The 15,110-nt window shown below is 70.2% G+C and carries 12 protein-coding genes; 7 read left to right on the forward strand and 5 right to left on the reverse strand.

Annotation, left to right across the window (positions count from 1 at the left end):
* Positions 1–356: 356 nt before the first annotated feature.
* Positions 357–1,322, reverse strand: coding sequence for a GNAT family N-acetyltransferase (locus ACFORO_RS27475; RefSeq protein ID WP_377873296.1), 966 nt, complete (start codon positions 1,320–1,322; stop codon positions 357–359).
* A gap of 66 nt (positions 1,323–1,388) precedes the next feature.
* Here ACFORO_RS27475 and yaaA point away from each other — a divergent pair, with 66 nt between their 5' ends.
* The gene (yaaA, locus tag ACFORO_RS27480) at positions 1,389–2,132 is read left to right on the forward strand and encodes a peroxide stress protein YaaA (RefSeq protein WP_377873295.1); all 744 of its coding nucleotides are present in this window, start codon (positions 1,389–1,391) and stop codon (positions 2,130–2,132) included.
* 30 nt (positions 2,133–2,162) lie between these two features.
* Here the strand turns inward: yaaA and ACFORO_RS27485 are convergent, their stop codons facing one another.
* Positions 2,163–3,713, reverse strand: coding sequence for a phytoene desaturase family protein (locus tag ACFORO_RS27485; protein WP_377873294.1), 1,551 nt, complete (start codon positions 3,711–3,713; stop codon positions 2,163–2,165).
* A gap of 80 nt (positions 3,714–3,793) precedes the next feature.
* Between ACFORO_RS27485 and ACFORO_RS27490 the strand changes: the two genes are divergently transcribed.
* Positions 3,794–4,780 (forward strand): aldo/keto reductase, encoded by a 987-nt coding sequence (locus ACFORO_RS27490; protein WP_377873293.1) that lies wholly within the window; start codon positions 3,794–3,796, stop codon positions 4,778–4,780.
* Positions 4,781–5,057: 277 nt separating this feature from the next.
* Here ACFORO_RS27490 and ACFORO_RS27495 read toward each other — a convergent pair whose 3' ends face one another.
* Complete coding sequence (locus tag ACFORO_RS27495; protein WP_377873292.1) at positions 5,058–5,660, reverse strand: TetR/AcrR family transcriptional regulator; 603 nt, start codon at positions 5,658–5,660, stop codon at positions 5,058–5,060.
* A gap of 91 nt (positions 5,661–5,751) precedes the next feature.
* Here ACFORO_RS27495 and ACFORO_RS27500 point away from each other — a divergent pair, with 91 nt between their 5' ends.
* The 4 genes from ACFORO_RS27500 (at position 5,752) to ACFORO_RS27515 (ending at position 12,549) form a co-directional block, all read left to right on the forward strand.
* Complete coding sequence (locus tag ACFORO_RS27500; RefSeq protein ID WP_377873291.1) at positions 5,752–7,275, forward strand: FAD-dependent oxidoreductase; 1,524 nt, start codon at positions 5,752–5,754, stop codon at positions 7,273–7,275.
* Positions 7,276–7,461: 186 nt separating this feature from the next.
* Entirely contained in the window at positions 7,462–8,418 is a 957-nt protein-coding gene (locus tag ACFORO_RS27505; RefSeq protein WP_377873290.1) for a serine protein kinase RIO, read from the forward strand.
* A gap of 321 nt (positions 8,419–8,739) precedes the next feature.
* The gene (locus tag ACFORO_RS27510) at positions 8,740–10,467 is read left to right on the forward strand and encodes a DEAD/DEAH box helicase (protein WP_377896653.1); all 1,728 of its coding nucleotides are present in this window, start codon (positions 8,740–8,742) and stop codon (positions 10,465–10,467) included.
* A 915-nt stretch (positions 10,468–11,382) separates the two neighbouring features.
* Complete coding sequence (locus tag ACFORO_RS27515; protein ID WP_377876031.1) at positions 11,383–12,549, forward strand: 8-amino-7-oxononanoate synthase; 1,167 nt, start codon at positions 11,383–11,385, stop codon at positions 12,547–12,549.
* 208 nt (positions 12,550–12,757) lie between these two features.
* Here the strand turns inward: ACFORO_RS27515 and ACFORO_RS27520 are convergent, their stop codons facing one another.
* The gene (locus ACFORO_RS27520) at positions 12,758–13,186 is read right to left on the reverse strand and encodes a GNAT family N-acetyltransferase (protein ID WP_377876029.1); all 429 of its coding nucleotides are present in this window, start codon (positions 13,184–13,186) and stop codon (positions 12,758–12,760) included.
* A 20-nt stretch (positions 13,187–13,206) separates the two neighbouring features.
* Positions 13,207–14,025, reverse strand: a complete 819-nt coding sequence (locus ACFORO_RS27525; RefSeq protein ID WP_377876027.1) for a S1 family peptidase — start codon at positions 14,023–14,025, stop codon at positions 13,207–13,209.
* Between the two features lie 172 nt (positions 14,026–14,197).
* Here ACFORO_RS27525 and ACFORO_RS27530 point away from each other — a divergent pair, with 172 nt between their 5' ends.
* Positions 14,198–15,058, forward strand: coding sequence for a M15 family metallopeptidase (locus tag ACFORO_RS27530; protein WP_377876025.1), 861 nt, complete (start codon positions 14,198–14,200; stop codon positions 15,056–15,058).
* Positions 15,059–15,110: the final 52 nt, after the last annotated feature.

A 15,110-nucleotide genomic window follows, 5' to 3' on the forward strand; every position in this document is an offset into this window, starting at 1 on the left:
CACTAGAATAAAAGAAGAAACCATCCGTGGCTTACACGGAAATCATGACAGGGTCCAGATTTCGCGGTGCACGTCGAACGCGCTGTTACATGGTCATCGGCGAACGCCACGACCGGTGACCGCCCACGACCGTGACGGCGCGCTGGGCGCGGGAAGCCCGCGACCGCGACGGCATCCGACCGACGGGCGCCAGCGATGGCGAGATGGCCCATGGTCACCCGTGAGCGCGACGGTGCCAGGCTGCCCGCGAACACCACCGCCCACGGCTCGCGTTCACCCGCGAACGCCACCGCGCAAGGTCGCCAACGAACGCGGCACCCAAGCGAAGCTGCCCGCGCAAGAACCTCGGGCAGCAGTCAGCCGAGCGGCAAAACGTAGCCGTAATTCCGCTCAGCCACCCGATACCCGCACCGTTCGTAGACAGCGAGCGCCCGGTGGGTGTTATCCACGTCCACCGACAGCGACGACCTCTCGAAGCCAGCCGCACGACCGGCCTCGAGGGTGTGTGCCAGCAGCGCCGACGCCAGGCCTCGCCCTCGAGCCTCCGCCAGGGTGCCGACGTAGTTGACATGCAATTCCCGCACACCGGTCGCCGCAGCGTCCGCCTCGTAGAACGACGACATCACGAACGCCACGACCCGGTCCCGCTCCGGGGAAAGGAGAAGAAACGACAGCTCAGGCTGGAAGTCCTTGTTGCCGCGAAACCGGTGTTCCCACTCGTCCGCGGAGAGCCACGTGCTGCCCCAGTGCCCGGCGAACGCGGCGTTGCGCGCGTCGAGCACCAATGCGTCGTAGCGCTTCTCGCAGGCAACCAGCGGAAGATCGTCCGGAAGCGGCGGGGCCGACGGCAGCGAGGCCAGGTCCGCGCGCATCTCCACAAAGGTGCGTTCCTGCTTGAACCCACCCCGTTCGAGCAGCGAGATGTACCAATGCTCGTTCTCGTGCGCACCGGCGTGCAGTTCCAGCTCGGCGCCCGGGAAGTGCCGCGCGTGGACGCTCCGAGCCGTGCGCACAAGCCACTCCGTCAGCACCGAAGCGACCTCGTCGGTCCGATACTCCGGGTCAGTCAACGACGCGACATGCGGCTGATGCACCGGATCGGCAGCGTCGCGGGCAATAACCAGCGCGTAGCTCACCAGCCGCTCCCCGGCCCAAGCGCCGACGCTCGCTCCAGGCAGGTCCACCGACGGGCCCGACAGTTCCTGGCGCACGTCGCCCTCGTCCCAATGCTCGCCAGTGCGATCGGTTTCCTCCGCGACCGTGCAGAGCCGGGTGACCGCGCCGACGTCGGCGAGCGTGAGCGGGCGCCAGGTGAGTTCCATGCGAGCCAGAGTAAGGAGCGGCACACGGCCAACGCACCTGGATTACCCGGCAGTTACGCTCCGGGGGTGCTGGTGCTCCTCCCCCCTTCAGAAACCAAGGCCGACGGCGGCAAAGGCGCGCCGCTGGACCTGGACGCGCTGTCGTTCCCCGAACTGAACCCGGTGCGCGCCAAACTGGCCGACGCCCTGGTCGAACTCGCGGCCGACGTCCCCGCGAGCCTCTCCGCGCTGGGCATCTCCGCGCGCCAGGCCGACGAGGTCACCCGCAACGCCCAGCTCTGGACCTCCCCGACGATGCCCGCGCTGAGCCGCTACACCGGCGTCCTCTACGACGCACTGGACGTCAAAAGCTTCACCCGCACCGGTCTGGCCAAGGCACAACAGCGACTGGCCGTCACGTCCTCCCTGTTCGGCGTCGTCGCAGCCACCGACCCCATCCCCGCCTACCGCCTCTCGGGCGGCAACACAGTGCCCGCGCTGGGCACCGTCCGAGGCCTGTGGAAGCCGGTCCTGGAACCAGTGCTGCACGAGGTCGAAGGTCTGATCGTGGATCTCCGCTCCGGCACCTACGCCGCTTTCGCCAAGCTGCGCGCGGACGCAGTCACCGTCCGCGTAGTCACCGAAGACGCCAACGGCAACCGCACCACGGTGAGCCACTTCAACAAGGCCTACAAAGGAAAACTGGCCGCGGTACTGGCCACCTCGCGAAGCGAACCGTCCACTGTGGACCAACTAGTGCGCGTAATCGCCAAAGCCGGCCTGACCGTAGAACGCACCGGCGACCACGCACTCGAACTGCTCACCGACTGAACCGGCGCCCACGGGTCACGCGCACCGTCTTCACCCTGCCTGCCCGCCGCCGGAACGCCGGCCGAGCACCGCCATCGCCGCGTTGTGCCCGGGAATCCCGCTCACCCCACCGCCGCGAACCGCGCCGGCCCCGCACAGCAACACCCGCTCGTGCCGGGTCTCGACGCCCCAGGTCCCCGCCGTCTCGTCGTCGCCGTACGGCCACGACAGGTCGCGGTGGAAGATGTGCCCGCGCGGCAAACCCAGCTCCGCCTCCAGATCCAGCGGCGTTTTGGCTTCGACACACGGGTTCCCGTCGCCGTCAAGCAGCAGGCAGTCCGAGATCGGCTCCGCGAGCACGCTGTCCAGCGACGCCACCGTGGCGCGCAACGCCTCCGCCCGCGCACCGTCGTTGTCCGCTTCGAACAGCCGGGCAGGCATGTGCAGGCCGAACAACGTCAGTGTCTGCACCCCGGCCGCTCGTTCAGCCGGACCGAGGATCGACGGATCAGTCAGCGAATGGCAGTAGATCTCGCACGGCGGCACTGTCGGGATCCGGCCTGCCGCGGCCTCCCGATGAGCAGTTTCCAGCTGGGCGAACGATTCGTTGACGTGGAAGGTCCCGCCGAACGCGTCGCGCGGATCGACTGCCGCGTCGCGCAACCGAGGCAACCGCCGCAGCACCATGTTCACCTTCAGTTGGGCCCCCTCCGGCGACTCCGCGGGCTCCTCGCCGAGCAACCGGGAGAGCGTGCGCGGCGCGACATTCGCCAGCACGTGCCCGCCGGTCACCACGCGTTCCGTATCGCCTTCGAGGTAAAGAACTTCGCCATCCGGTGTCACCGACAGCACCTCCGCGCCGGTGGCCAGCCTCGCCCCAGCGCGGCGTGCCGCGTCCGCGAGCGCATCGGTGACCGCGCCCATTCCGCCGACCGGGACGTCCCAGTCACCGGTGCCGTTGCCGATGAGGTGGTAGAGCAGGCAGCGGTTCTGCCGAAGCTGCTCGTCGTCCGCGGCGGCGAAAGTGCCGATCAACGCATCAGTGAGCACAACCCCGCGCACAACATCATCCCGAAACAACCCCCGCAGCGTCTCCCCGACCGGACGCTCGAAAAACGTCTCCCACGCCTCGTCATCGCCGATCCGACGACGCAACTCAGCCCGCGTAAGCAACGGCTCAGTCAGTGAATCAAACGTCACCCCGGCCACCCGCGCCGCAGCGGCATAAAACCGCTGCCAGGCAACATAATCCTGCGCAGACCCAGTAATCGCACGAAAAGACGCAGCAGTCCGCGACTCATCCCCCGTGTCGACAAGGAGACCCGTATCGCCCACCGGCGTATACGACGACATCCGCCGCCTCAGCAACCGGACGTCCAGCCCCAGCTCGGCCGCAATCCGCCGCGGCAACAAGCTGACCAGATACGAATAGCGCGACAGCCGAACATCCACGCCAGGAAAAGCGCGGAACGAGACCGCCGCACCACCGATCTCCGCACGTCGTTCCAGCACCAGCACCGACCGTCCGGCCCGGGCCAGATAGGCAGCGGCGACGAGCCCGTTGTGCCCGCCGCCGACGATCACCGCGTCGTAGTCCACCACGGCGAGCCTAATGCTTGACCCGGAGCGCGCTCCAGGTCTTAGCGTCGCCAACGACAAGATCCGGCGCAGAAGGAGCGACCATGACCGACGTCCCGACCCGGAATCTCGGCGGACTGACGGTTTCCGCACAGGGCTTGGGCTGCATGGGAATGAGCCACGGCTACGGCGCGACCGACGACGCGCAGTCGATCGAAACGCTGCACCACGCCCTCGACCTCGGCGTGACTTTCCTTGACACTTCTGACTTTTACGGCTCCGGGCACAACGAGGAACTCATCGGCCGCGCGATCGCCGGCCGTCGCGACGAGGCAGTGCTGGCCACCAAATTCGGCATCGCGAACCGCCTCGGCGAACCGACCCAAGTCCGCGGCGACGCTGCCTACGTGCGCCAGGCCTGCGAAGCCTCCCTGCAACGGCTCGGCGTCGACCACATCGACCTGTACTACCTGCACCGCGTCGATCCGGACGTGCCGATCGAGGAAACCGTCGGTGCGATGGCGGAACTGGTGCGGGCCGGAAAGGTCCGGCACCTAGGGCTTTCCGAGGCGAGCGCGCAGACCGTCCGGCGCGCGCACGCGGTGCACCCGATCGCCGCGCTGGAGAGCGAATGGTCGCTGTGGACCCGCGACCTGGAAGCCGAAATCGCGCCCACCTGCCGCGAACTCGGCATCGGTCTCGTCCCGTTCTCCCCGCTCGGCCGCGGCTTCCTGACCGGCCGCTACCGCTCCACCGAAACGATGGCGGACAACGACGTACGGCGCTACCAGCCGCGCTTCGCCGACGGCAATCTCGACCGGAACCTCGCGATCGTGGCGAAACTGGAGGAGTTGGCCACTGCGAAGGAGGTCACGACCGGACAGCTGGCGCTGGCGTGGGTGCAGGCGCGCGGCGAGGACGTCGTGCCGATCCCGGGCACGCGACGGAAGCAGTACCTGGAGGAAAACCTCGCGGCTCTGACCGTCGACCTGACCGCCGACGACCTCGCCGCAATCGAGGCCGTTGCCGCTCCGGAGAACTTCGCGGGCGAGCGCTACGACGCGGCGCACCTCGCGTTCGTCAACCGCTGACCTCGAAGCGACGCTGGACGCCCGCTGTCCGGCGTCGCCTCGACCCGCCACACGGAACCGGGCCGGGTGTGCCGCGCGAAGTTGGCTACGGATTGCCCGCGGAGATCGCCGACAGCACCGAGAACCTGACCCTCGACGAACTGCGCTCCGACTACGCGGACCGGCTCGCCGCGGCCGATTTTCCCGGGCTCGTCGTCTCCGACGAGGTCTGGCGGACGCTGCCCGCCGCGACAGGCTTGGTGATGGATCCCTCGCCGAGGCGAGATCTGGCCGGGCTTCACTCGCTGACCATGCGCTCCACCACGTCGAACGCCTCCGTCAACCGCTCGCGGTGCGACTCCGCCAGCCCAGCCAGGTCCTCCCCCGCCAGCCGACGCCGGATCGTCGCCACCGCCACCGTCCGGTAAGCCGCCACCACCAACGCGGCGACCAACGCCGCGTCCCCGGAAAACCGCGCGTCCGCGGCGAGTTCCCCGGCCAGCTCGGACTCCATCTCGTACCCGAACGCGCGCAGCCGCGCGATCAGCGCGGGCGACTCCGCGACCGTCCGCATCAGCGGCTCGACGTCACCGCCGACACCGGACAGCACGTGCTGCTCCTCCGTCAACCGCAGCGCGAGCCGCCGAAGCGCCTCGACCACGCCGCCCGTCCGTTCGCGGACCGCCGACCGCACCAGTTCGATCGCCTCCGGCAAGCGGTCCAGCAGCAGGTCTTCCTTGCGCTCGAAGTGCGAGAACACCGTCACTTTGGACACCCCGGCCGCCGCGGCGACCTCGGCGATCGTGACCGCGTCGAACCCGCGCTCCAGGAACAGCCCGGTCGCGACCTCGGCGATCCGCGCCCGCGTCTTGGCCCCGCCTCGATCGCCGCGATTCGGCATGAGTTCACCCTTCCGTGCTATCTTTATCCGGTAAGCTTACTCAGTAAGCACACTTGGTAAGCCGTCGAGCAAGGGTAAAGGGGAGAACGTGATGGAGCGGACTGAGGTGATCGTCGCCGGGGCAGGGCCCACCGGGCTGTTCCTCGCCGGGGAGCTCGCGCTGCGCGGGGTGGGGGTGACCGTGCTGGACCGGTTGGAGGAGCCGGACCAGAACATCAAGGCCGGGTCGGTCAACGTGGCCAGCGCCGAACTGCTCGACCGGCGCGGTCTGCTGCCCGCGGCGGAGGCGGCGCAGCGGCGGTTCCTCGCGTCGGTCGGCAAATTCGGCCCGACAGTCGAGGCCGCCAAACGGGGAGGGCACCGGTTCCTGGCCGCCGGACACTTCGCCGGTTTCCTGTTCGACAACGACCTGATCGATCAGAGCGACCCCGTGCTCGCCGCGCACCGGGCGGTGTCGAACGGGCTCGGCGTGCCGCAGCAGGAGGTCGAGCAGATGCTCGCCGAACACTGCGCTCAGCTCGGCGTCGACCTCCGGCGCGGGGTCGAAGTGCACGGTGTTCAGACCGCCGGCGAATCCGTGACGGTCGAAACGAGCGCGGGCGAGTTCACTGCGGGCTGGCTCGTCGCGGCCGACGGCGGGCGGAGCGTCATCCGGAAGCAGCTCGGTATCGAGTTCGACGGCACCGACCCGGAAATGACCGGCTACCAGGCCATCGCCGACTTCGAAGACGCGAGCGGCCTGCGTCCCGGCTGGACGTGGACGCCGCGCGGCGTCTACGCGTATGGCCCGGTCCCCGGCCGCATCTTCCTCAGCCGGTTCCGGCAGCCGCCGGAGGATCGCGACGTTCCGGTGTCGGTCGAAGAGCTGCAGGAAGCCGTCCGCGACGTCACCGGGGCGCCGGTCACCATCACCGGAATCCGCGGCCGGGCAACGCGGTTCACCGACAACGCGCGCCAGGCCCGGCACTACCGGCACGGCCGCGTGTTCCTGGCCGGCGACGCGGCGCACGTCCACTCTCCGCTCGGCGGGCAGGGCCTGAACCTCGGCCTCGGCGACGCGGCGAACCTCGGCTGGAAACTCGCCGCGACCGTCCAGGGCTGGGCCCCGGCGGGGCTGCTCGACACCTACGAAACCGAACGCCACCCGGTCGGCGCGGGGGTGCTCGACTGGACCCGCGCCCAGGTCGCGCTCCTGCGCGGAGACGAGCGCACCGAGCAGCTACGCAAGATCGTCGGCGACGAGCTGCTCCGGGTGCCCGCCGCGATGAACCGGATCGTCGCGCTGTCGTCCGGAATCCTGCAGCACTACGACGTCTCCGGCACTGCCGATGACGCTGCCGAACCGGTCGGCTCAATCGCCGGGGACGTCGAACTGACGTCCGGAACCCGCCTCGCCGACCACGCCCACGACGGCCGGTTCGTGCTCGTCGACCGCTCCCCCGACGGCCGATTCGCGGTGTCCGGCTTGGACGACCGGCTCGCGTACGTCGCCGATCCGGCCGGCGAACCGAGCCTCCTCGTCCGCCCGGACGGAGTGATCGTGTGGGCGGGTTCCGGGAGCGACGACCAGAAGCTCCTCGACGCCGCGCTCGCGCGCTGGGCGGGGGCGAAATAAATCAGTTGCGCAGTTTCGAGGCGGGCGGCACAGTGAGCGGCGTCCGGCGGGTTGCCGTCGGCTGCCGGAAGAAAGGGAGGTGCGTCGTGGAGATTGTCCGGGCGCTGTCCTGCCCTCTTCCGCCCGCCCGCCTCGGCTAGAGCACGCGCTCGCCCGGTGGGCACCCTGATCTAGGAGAACCCACCAGTGCGCGAGCACGATTTCGACGAATTTTCCGACGCCTCCGACTACACCGACCGCCGGATGCGCCGTCGCCCCGGCTACGACGACGGACCTGCCCCGGCCCGCCGGGGACGGCTCACCGAAGCCGAGCGAGTCCGGCTCTCCCAGCTTCGCGAAGACGCCTACACCGAAACCGAACTGCCCGACGGCGCCGACCGGTGGACCAACTGGGACGACGCCGACCAAGGCCCGCATCCGCGGCCGGACTGGGTGGTCACCGAACTCGCCGCGGTCGACACCGACCTCGGCGTGCTCAAGACCGGCAAGGAAGCGGATGTCCATCTGCTGCGCCGCAATCTTCCCGGCGAGGACGGCGTTTTGCTGGCGGCCAAGCGATACCGCTCAGACGAGCACAAGCTGTTCCACCGCGACGCGGGCTATCTCGAGGGGAGGCGGATGCGCCGGTCCCGCGAGATGCGCGCGATGGCCGGGCGAACCTCGTTCGGCCGCAACCTGATCGCCGAACAGTGGGCGGTGGCGGAGTTCGCCGTCCTCAGTCGCTTGTGGACGATCGGCGCGCCGGTGCCGTATCCGGTGCAGCGGCACGGCACCGAGATCCTGCTGGAGTTCCTCGGCGAATCCGACGGCACCGCCGCGCCGCGGCTGGCGCAGCTGCGGCCCGAACCGGACGAGCTGGCCGACCTGTGGGAGCAAGCCGTGTCCGCGCTGGAACTCCTGGCGGGACAAGGGCTCGCGCACGGCGACCTGTCCGCGTACAACCTCCTGGTGCACGAAGGTCACCTGATGGTGATCGACCTTCCCCAGGCGGTCGACGTGATCGCGAACCCGCGCGGCCGGGAATTCCTCGCCCGCGACGTCGCGAACCTCGCCGGCTGGTTCCACGGCCGGGGACTGTCCGAACGGGTCACCGACACCGATGACCTGGTGCGGGAACTGGAAAACGCGGCCGGGCTCGGCTGAGCGGGCCGGCGGGGCCGCGAGTGTGCGGCAGCGCACACCTGCGACCCCGCCCACAACCGCGCACCTGGGTGCGGGGCAACCGCTCTCTCTCAGGTAGAGTGTGTCAAGACCGCAACGGCGGCGTGGATGAGTTGGTGTCCGTCGCCTCCACAGTCCGCAGAAGGACTCGCGGCCATCCGAAGCAATTTCCGTCGGTGTGCCACGCCATGGCTCGGCGCACCGGGTCCGTCCCTGTGAACGCCCATCGCCACACCATCTTGCCCTGCCTGCGCGCGGGCAGCCCGGGCCTCCCTTGCGACGTGCCACGTCCGAGAGGCATTTGTGACAGTCACGTACGAACCCGGCCAGTCTTCCCGCTCCCGCGGGGACCGCCCCGAGCGCAAGCCGCGGCACCGGCCGGCCGGTGGAGACGTTCTCCACAACGACACGGTGGAAACCCCCGCCGTGAAGACCTTCGCCCAGCTGGGCCTGCCCGAGCCGCTGCTGCGGGCGCTCGCCGAGGCGGGCATCGACTCGCCGTTCCCGATCCAGTCCGCGACCATCCCGGACGCGCTGGCCGGCCGCGACGTGCTGGGCCGCGCCCAGACCGGTTCCGGCAAGACGCTGGCCTTCGGCCTGGCCATCCTGGCCCGGCTCGACGGCGGCAAGGCCCGCCCGAAGCGCCCCCGCGCGCTCGTGCTGGTGCCGACCCGCGAGCTGGCCATGCAGGTAGCCGACTCGCTGACCCCGCTGGCCAAGTCGCTCGGCCTGTGGTGCCGCACCGCGGTCGGCGGCATGTCCTTCGGCCGCCAGGCCGAATCGCTCGCCCGCGGCGTCGACCTGCTGATCGCCACCCCGGGCCGGCTGTCGGACCACGTCCGCCAGGGCACCGCCTCGCTCGGCGACTGCAACTTCATCGCGCTCGACGAGGCCGACCAGATGGCCGACATGGGCTTCATGCCGCAGGTCCGCGAGATCATGGACCTGACCCCTCCCGGCGGGCAGCGGCTGCTGTTCTCCGCGACTCTCGACGGCGACGTCGACAAGCTGGTCCGGCAGTACCTCGCCGACCCGGTCACGCACTCGGTCGCGCCGTCGACCGCGAGCGTCACCACCATGGACCACCACCTGTTCCAGGTGTCGCACTCCGACAAGCAGGACATCATCACCCGGATCGGCGCCCGCGAGGGCCGCACGATCATGTTCGTGCGCACCAAGCACCACGTGGACCGGCTCACCGAGCGGCTGCGCGAGAGCGGCGTGCACGCGGTCGCCCTGCACGGCGGCAAGACCCAGGGCCAGCGCAACCGCGTCCTCGCCGACTTCAAGGAAGGCCACGCGGCGGTCCTGGTGGCCACCGACGTCGCCGCGCGCGGCATCCACGTGGACGACATCTCGCTGGTGCTGCACGTCGACCCGGCCGCGGACCACAAGGACTACCTGCACCGCGCGGGCCGCACCGCCCGGGCGGGCGCGTCCGGCATCGTCGTCACCCTGGTGACGCACGACCAGCGGCGCACCGTCCGCCGGATGACCGACCGGGCCGGCGTGCGCGCCGAGACCACGATGATCCGCACCCACGACGAGGACCTGTCGCGCATCACCGGCGCCCGCGAGCCGAGCGGCGAGCCGGTGGTGGAGCGCCGCCGGGAGTCCCCGCGCCGCTCCGGCGGCCGCGGCTTCGGCGGCGGCGACCGCGGCGGCTTCCGCGGCTCGCGTGAAGGCGGCGGCTACCGCGGTTCCCGCGAAGGCGGCCGCGGCGGCTACGGCTCCCGCGACGACCGTGGCGGTTACGGCTCGCGTGACGACCGAGGTTCCCGCGAAGGCGGCTACAACCGTGGCTCGTACGAGGGTCGCGGCTCGCGCGATGGCGGCTACGCCCGCGAGGGCGGTCGCGAAGGCGGCTACTCGCGTGAAGGCGGTCGCGAGGGCGGCTACGCACGCGAAGGCGGCGGCTACCGTGAAAACCGCGGCGGCGGTGGCGGTTACAGCCGCAGCCGTCAGCAGTCGCGCTCCGGCGGCAGCTTCGGCCGCCCGAGCCGCGGCCCGCGTCGCGGACACGACGCCTGATTGACGCTTGAACACTGAGAACGGCCCCGCTTCGGCGGGGCCGTTCTTCATTTCCGGGCAGGTTTCGGGCACAGGGCCGGTTCGCGCACCGCAACGGCCGGGCCCGGGCTCGCTGCCAGCCCGCGCCAGTCATCACGTCCCGGAAGTCACGCCCGGCGCAGCGGCCGTGGCCGCACCGGGCCTCGCCCACCGCAGCGATCGTCGCCGAACAGCACCATGCCCAGTGCGACAGGCGCTGCCCAACAGCAGCACGCCCGCCCCCGCGGCCGTCGCCGAACAACGTCCCACCAAGCGAACACTTGTCGCCGAACAACGCCACGCCCAGCGCAACAAGCGCTGCCGCGACAGTCGCCGCCAAACAACATCTCGCCCAGCGCAGCGGTCGCTGCCCAACAATGCCTCGCCCGCCGCAGCGGTCACTACCGAGCACGACCTCGCTCAGCGCAGCGACCGTCGCCGAACAGCGCCTCGCCCGGCGGACCACGCTCCGCCAGCCAGCCACGCCCCACACCCGCAGCGGCCACCACCAAGCACGACCACGCCCAGCACAGCAACCACCGCCGAACAGCGCCTCGCCCGGCGGACCACGCTCCGCCAGCCAGCTATGCGCCGCAGCCGCAGCGGTCACTACTGAGCACGATCTCGCTCAGCGCAGCGACCGCCGCCGAACAACACCCCACCCAGCCGACCACACTCCACCAGCCAGCCACGCCCCACGCCCGCACCACCAAGCACGACCACACCCAGCACAGCAACCACCGCCGAACAACACCCCACCCAGCCGACCACACACCGCCAGCGAGCCATGCCCGGAACCGCCGCACCAGGCTGGTTTCCGTTGTCCCGCCCCGCTTCCCGGTGTTGCCGAGGCGGGGGTGGCAAACGCGTTACCCGGCCGGATGCGACACTGCCTGGGTGACTGACACTCCGCCGCTGCCGCCTGAGAACGTCTTCGACTGGATTGAAACCGAAGGCCAGCGGCGCGCGGAAGCCGGTCTCTCTCGACGGATGAATCCGCGTCCGGCGCAGCACACCGCGCTCGACCTCGCTGGCGACGACTACCTCGGTCTCGCCCGGGACAAGCGCGTCGCCGGGGCAGCCGCCGCGGCCGCGTTGCGGTGGGGTGCCGGGGCCACCGGATCGCGGCTGGGCACCGGGTCCACCGAGCTCCACGCGGAGCTCGAACACGAGCTGGCCCGGTTCTGCGGAGCCCAAGCGGCGCTGGTGTTCTCCTCCGGATTCACCGCGAACCTCGGCGCGGTGACGGCCCTGTCCGGGTCCGAGTCGGCGATCGTCACCGACAAGTACGTCCACGCGTCGCTGGTCGAAGGCTGCCGCCTGTCCCGCGCGGACATCGCGGCTGTCGAGCACTCGACTCCGTCGGCGATCAAGCACGCGCTGGCCACGCGCCGCAAACCGCGCGCGATTGTGGTCACCGATTCGGTGTTCTCCGCCGACGGTGAACTCGCGCCGCTGGGCGAACTCGCCGAAATCTGCCGTACGCACAGTGCCGCGCTGGTGGTCAACGACGCGCACGGCTTCGGCGTCCTCGGCGAAGGCGGCCGGGGCGCGGTGCACGCGGCGGGACTGTCGTCCGCGCCGGACGTCGTCACCACTCTCACGCTCTCCAACGCCCTTGGCGCGCAAGGCGGTGCCGTCGTCGGTCCGCGCCGGGTGATCCGGCATCTCGTGGACACCGCGCGCAGCTTCATCTTCGACACTGCCCTCGCCCCGGCCAGCGCCGCCGCCGCGTTGACCGCGTTGCAGGTGCTCAAGTCCGAACCGGATCTGCCGGCGAAGGTCATCGAGAACGCCGGAAACCTGGCGATGGGGCTGAAGAACGCTGGTGTGCCGGTCGAGCTGCCGGAAGCCGGAGTTGTCGCCCTCCAGACGCCGTCGCCGCAAGCGGCCACAGCGTGGGCAGAAGCCTGTGCGGAGCAAGGAATCCAGGTCGGGTGCTTCCGTCCGCCCGCCGTGCCGGACGGCGTTTCCCGGCTGCGTCTCACCGCCCGCGCGGACCTGTCCGAGGCGGACGTCGACCGCGCGGTGAAGGTCATCTCGGCGACCGCGCCTCGCGGCTGATCGCAGCGGCGCATGGTGATGCGCGGGAACTCCTCGTCCCCGGCGACGAACCCGAACCGCGCATAAAGCCGCTGCGCATCCAGCACGCGCTCCTCGGCGGCACCGCCCAACGCCGCGTCAACTGCGCCGACACCGCCCGGGCAATCCGCGACCAGGCTCGGCAAGCTCACGCAGATACCCAAGCTGCGGAAAGGTGCTCTCCGCGCGGCTAACCCGGGCGGCGCATGGTGATGTGCGGAATCCCGTCCTCGAGGTATTCCTCGCCCTCAGCCACAAACCCGAACCGCGCGTAAAGCCCCTGCGCATAAGTCTGCGCGTCCAGCACGAACTCCCCCACCGCACCGTCCAACGCCGCCGCCATCAACTGCGCCGCCAGTCCCTGGCCGCGCGCCGATTTCGCCGTCACCACGCGGCCGATCCGCCCACCGCCGGGCTCGGCCAGCACCCGCAGGTACGCCAGGATCTCCGTGTCGGAAGCCAGCCACAGGTGCTGAGTCTCCGGAAGCAGATCGCGCCCGTCGATGTCGGCGTACACGCAGTCTTGTTCCACCACGAACACCTCCGACCGCAGCCGGAGAATCTCGTAGAGGTCGGCAGCAGCGAGGTCGGGCCCAGCGGCGCGGTGCAGAGTCGTCACACCACCCTGCTTAACACAGCTCAGCCGAAAAGCCGTGCCTGGGATTGCGCCGCGATGTCGTCCGAGAACTGCGAAACCCGCGTGTACACCCCGGGCTTGCCCGGCTTTCCGCAGCCGTCGCCGAAGGACACGATGCCGACCAGGGTGTCGCCTTCGACGAGCGGGCCGCCGGAATCCCCCTGGCAGGCGTCCTGGCCGCCCTGCGGATACCCGGCGCACACCATGCTCGCGGGGTCGTACGTGTCGTAGGCCGTCTTGCAGGTGGAGTCGCTGACGACCGGCACCTGGGCGCTGCGGAGCACGTCCGACCGATCCCCGCCTTCGGAAAGCCGTCCCCAGCCGAGCACGGTCGCCTGGGTGCCTTCCGCGTACAGCGACTGGTCGCTCTTGCCCGCGAGCTTCGCCGCGCGGTAGGGCAGCCGTCCGCGCACAGTCAGGACCGCGATGTCGTCGCCCTTGGTCGGGTCGCTGTAGTCCGGGTTCACCCAGACCCGCGAGACGCCGAGTTCCACGCCGTCGTCGCCGCGCTTGTCCTGACGGCCCGCGACCACGTGGACCGACGACTTCGGCAGGGCTTTCGCGCAGTGCGCGGCGGTCGCGACCGCGGACGGGCTCACGATCACCGCGCCGCAGAACTGCGAACCGCTCTGGTCGGTGAGGTACACCGCGTACGGATGGTCGGCCAGCGAGGCTTCGCTGCCGCCGACGATCCGCGGCTGCGCGTGCGAGCCGGGATCGGACGGCGTCGACGCCCAGGCCGAGCCGACCGGGACCGCGATCGCGGCGGCGAGCAGCGTCCCCGCCGCGAGCAGGACCGGACGACGGAACTTCGCGGGCATGGGCTTTCCCTTCATCGGCACTACGACAGCACAGCCTGGACGCGCTCAGGAATCAAGTGACTCCGGCGCGTGCACACACGGCCGCGATTACCCTAAACGGGCCAAGCCCAAAACGGTGTCACTGGAACGGGTGGACTCTCTATACACCGGGCGCATTCGCTTAGGTGGAGTCATGCGACGGATAACAGCCGCGACGGCCGGCGCGCTGACGGTCTTCTTGCTGGCCGGATGTGCCACGAGCACCCCGGCGGCACCCCCTCCGAGCCCGCTGAGCGCGCTGTCGGCACCGCCCAGTCCGACACTTCCGGCAACTCGGACAGCGACGAGCGCGCCCGCCGTCACCTGGCAGGTGGGTGCTCGTCCGTTGCCGCTGCGTCCGGACGGCTTCGGCGAGATCCAGCCAACTCCACCTGAACTGGTGAACCGCTCGCTGCCGACCCGGGACTTCCTTCCGCCGCCGACGAGCACCACGTACACCGCGAAGATCGCCGACGTCCCCGACACCGTGCTCAAGCGCAGCACCTGGCAGGCCGCGTGCCCGGTGTCGTCAGCCGACCTCCGCTACGTCACGCTTTCTTTCTGGGGCTTCGACCATCACGCGCACACCGGCGAGCTGCTGGTGAACAAGGACGGCGCATCGGCGGTGGTGAAGGCGTTCAGCGAGCTGTACGCGCAGCAGTTCCCCATCGAGGAAATGCGCATCACCTCCCCCGCCGAGCTCGACGCACCGCCGACCGGCGACGGCAACGACACCAGCGCGTTCGTCTGCCGTCCGATGCGCGGGCAGAAGAACTGGTCCGCGCACGCGTACGGGCTCGCGGTGGACGTCAATCCGTTCTGCAACCCGTACACCAAAGACGACCTCGTGGTCCCGGAGCTGGCGTCCGCCTATGTCGACCGCGCGAACGTGCGGCCGGGGATGGTCATCGCCGACGGGCCGATCGTGCGCGCGTTCGCCGGAGTGGGCTGGCAGTGGGGCGGGGCGTGGAAGTCGCCGGTCGACCGGATGCATTTCACAGCCAACGGCGAATGATCCGGGAACACCCGGGCGGGGCGCCGGGGTTGACTAGGCTGGCAGCAGACCG

It is taken from the genome of Amycolatopsis halotolerans (assembly GCF_042647905.1).
GTDB classification, from domain to species: domain Bacteria; phylum Actinomycetota; class Actinomycetes; order Mycobacteriales; family Pseudonocardiaceae; genus Amycolatopsis; species Amycolatopsis halotolerans.

Coding starts and splice junctions, on each gene's coding strand:
- ACFORO_RS27475 (WP_377873296.1), bottom strand. CDS start 1,322: ATGGAACTCACCTGGCGCCCGCTCACGCTCGCCGACGTCGGCGCGGTC.
- ACFORO_RS27490 (WP_377873293.1), top strand. CDS start 3,794: ATGACCGACGTCCCGACCCGGAATCTCGGCGGACTGACGGTTTCCGCA.
- ACFORO_RS27495 (WP_377873292.1), bottom strand. CDS start 5,660: ATGCCGAATCGCGGCGATCGAGGCGGGGCCAAGACGCGGGCGCGGATC.
- ACFORO_RS27500 (WP_377873291.1), top strand. CDS start 5,752: ATGGAGCGGACTGAGGTGATCGTCGCCGGGGCAGGGCCCACCGGGCTG.
- ACFORO_RS27525 (WP_377876027.1), bottom strand. CDS start 14,025: ATGCCCGCGAAGTTCCGTCGTCCGGTCCTGCTCGCGGCGGGGACGCTG.
- ACFORO_RS27530 (WP_377876025.1), top strand. CDS start 14,198: ATGCGACGGATAACAGCCGCGACGGCCGGCGCGCTGACGGTCTTCTTG.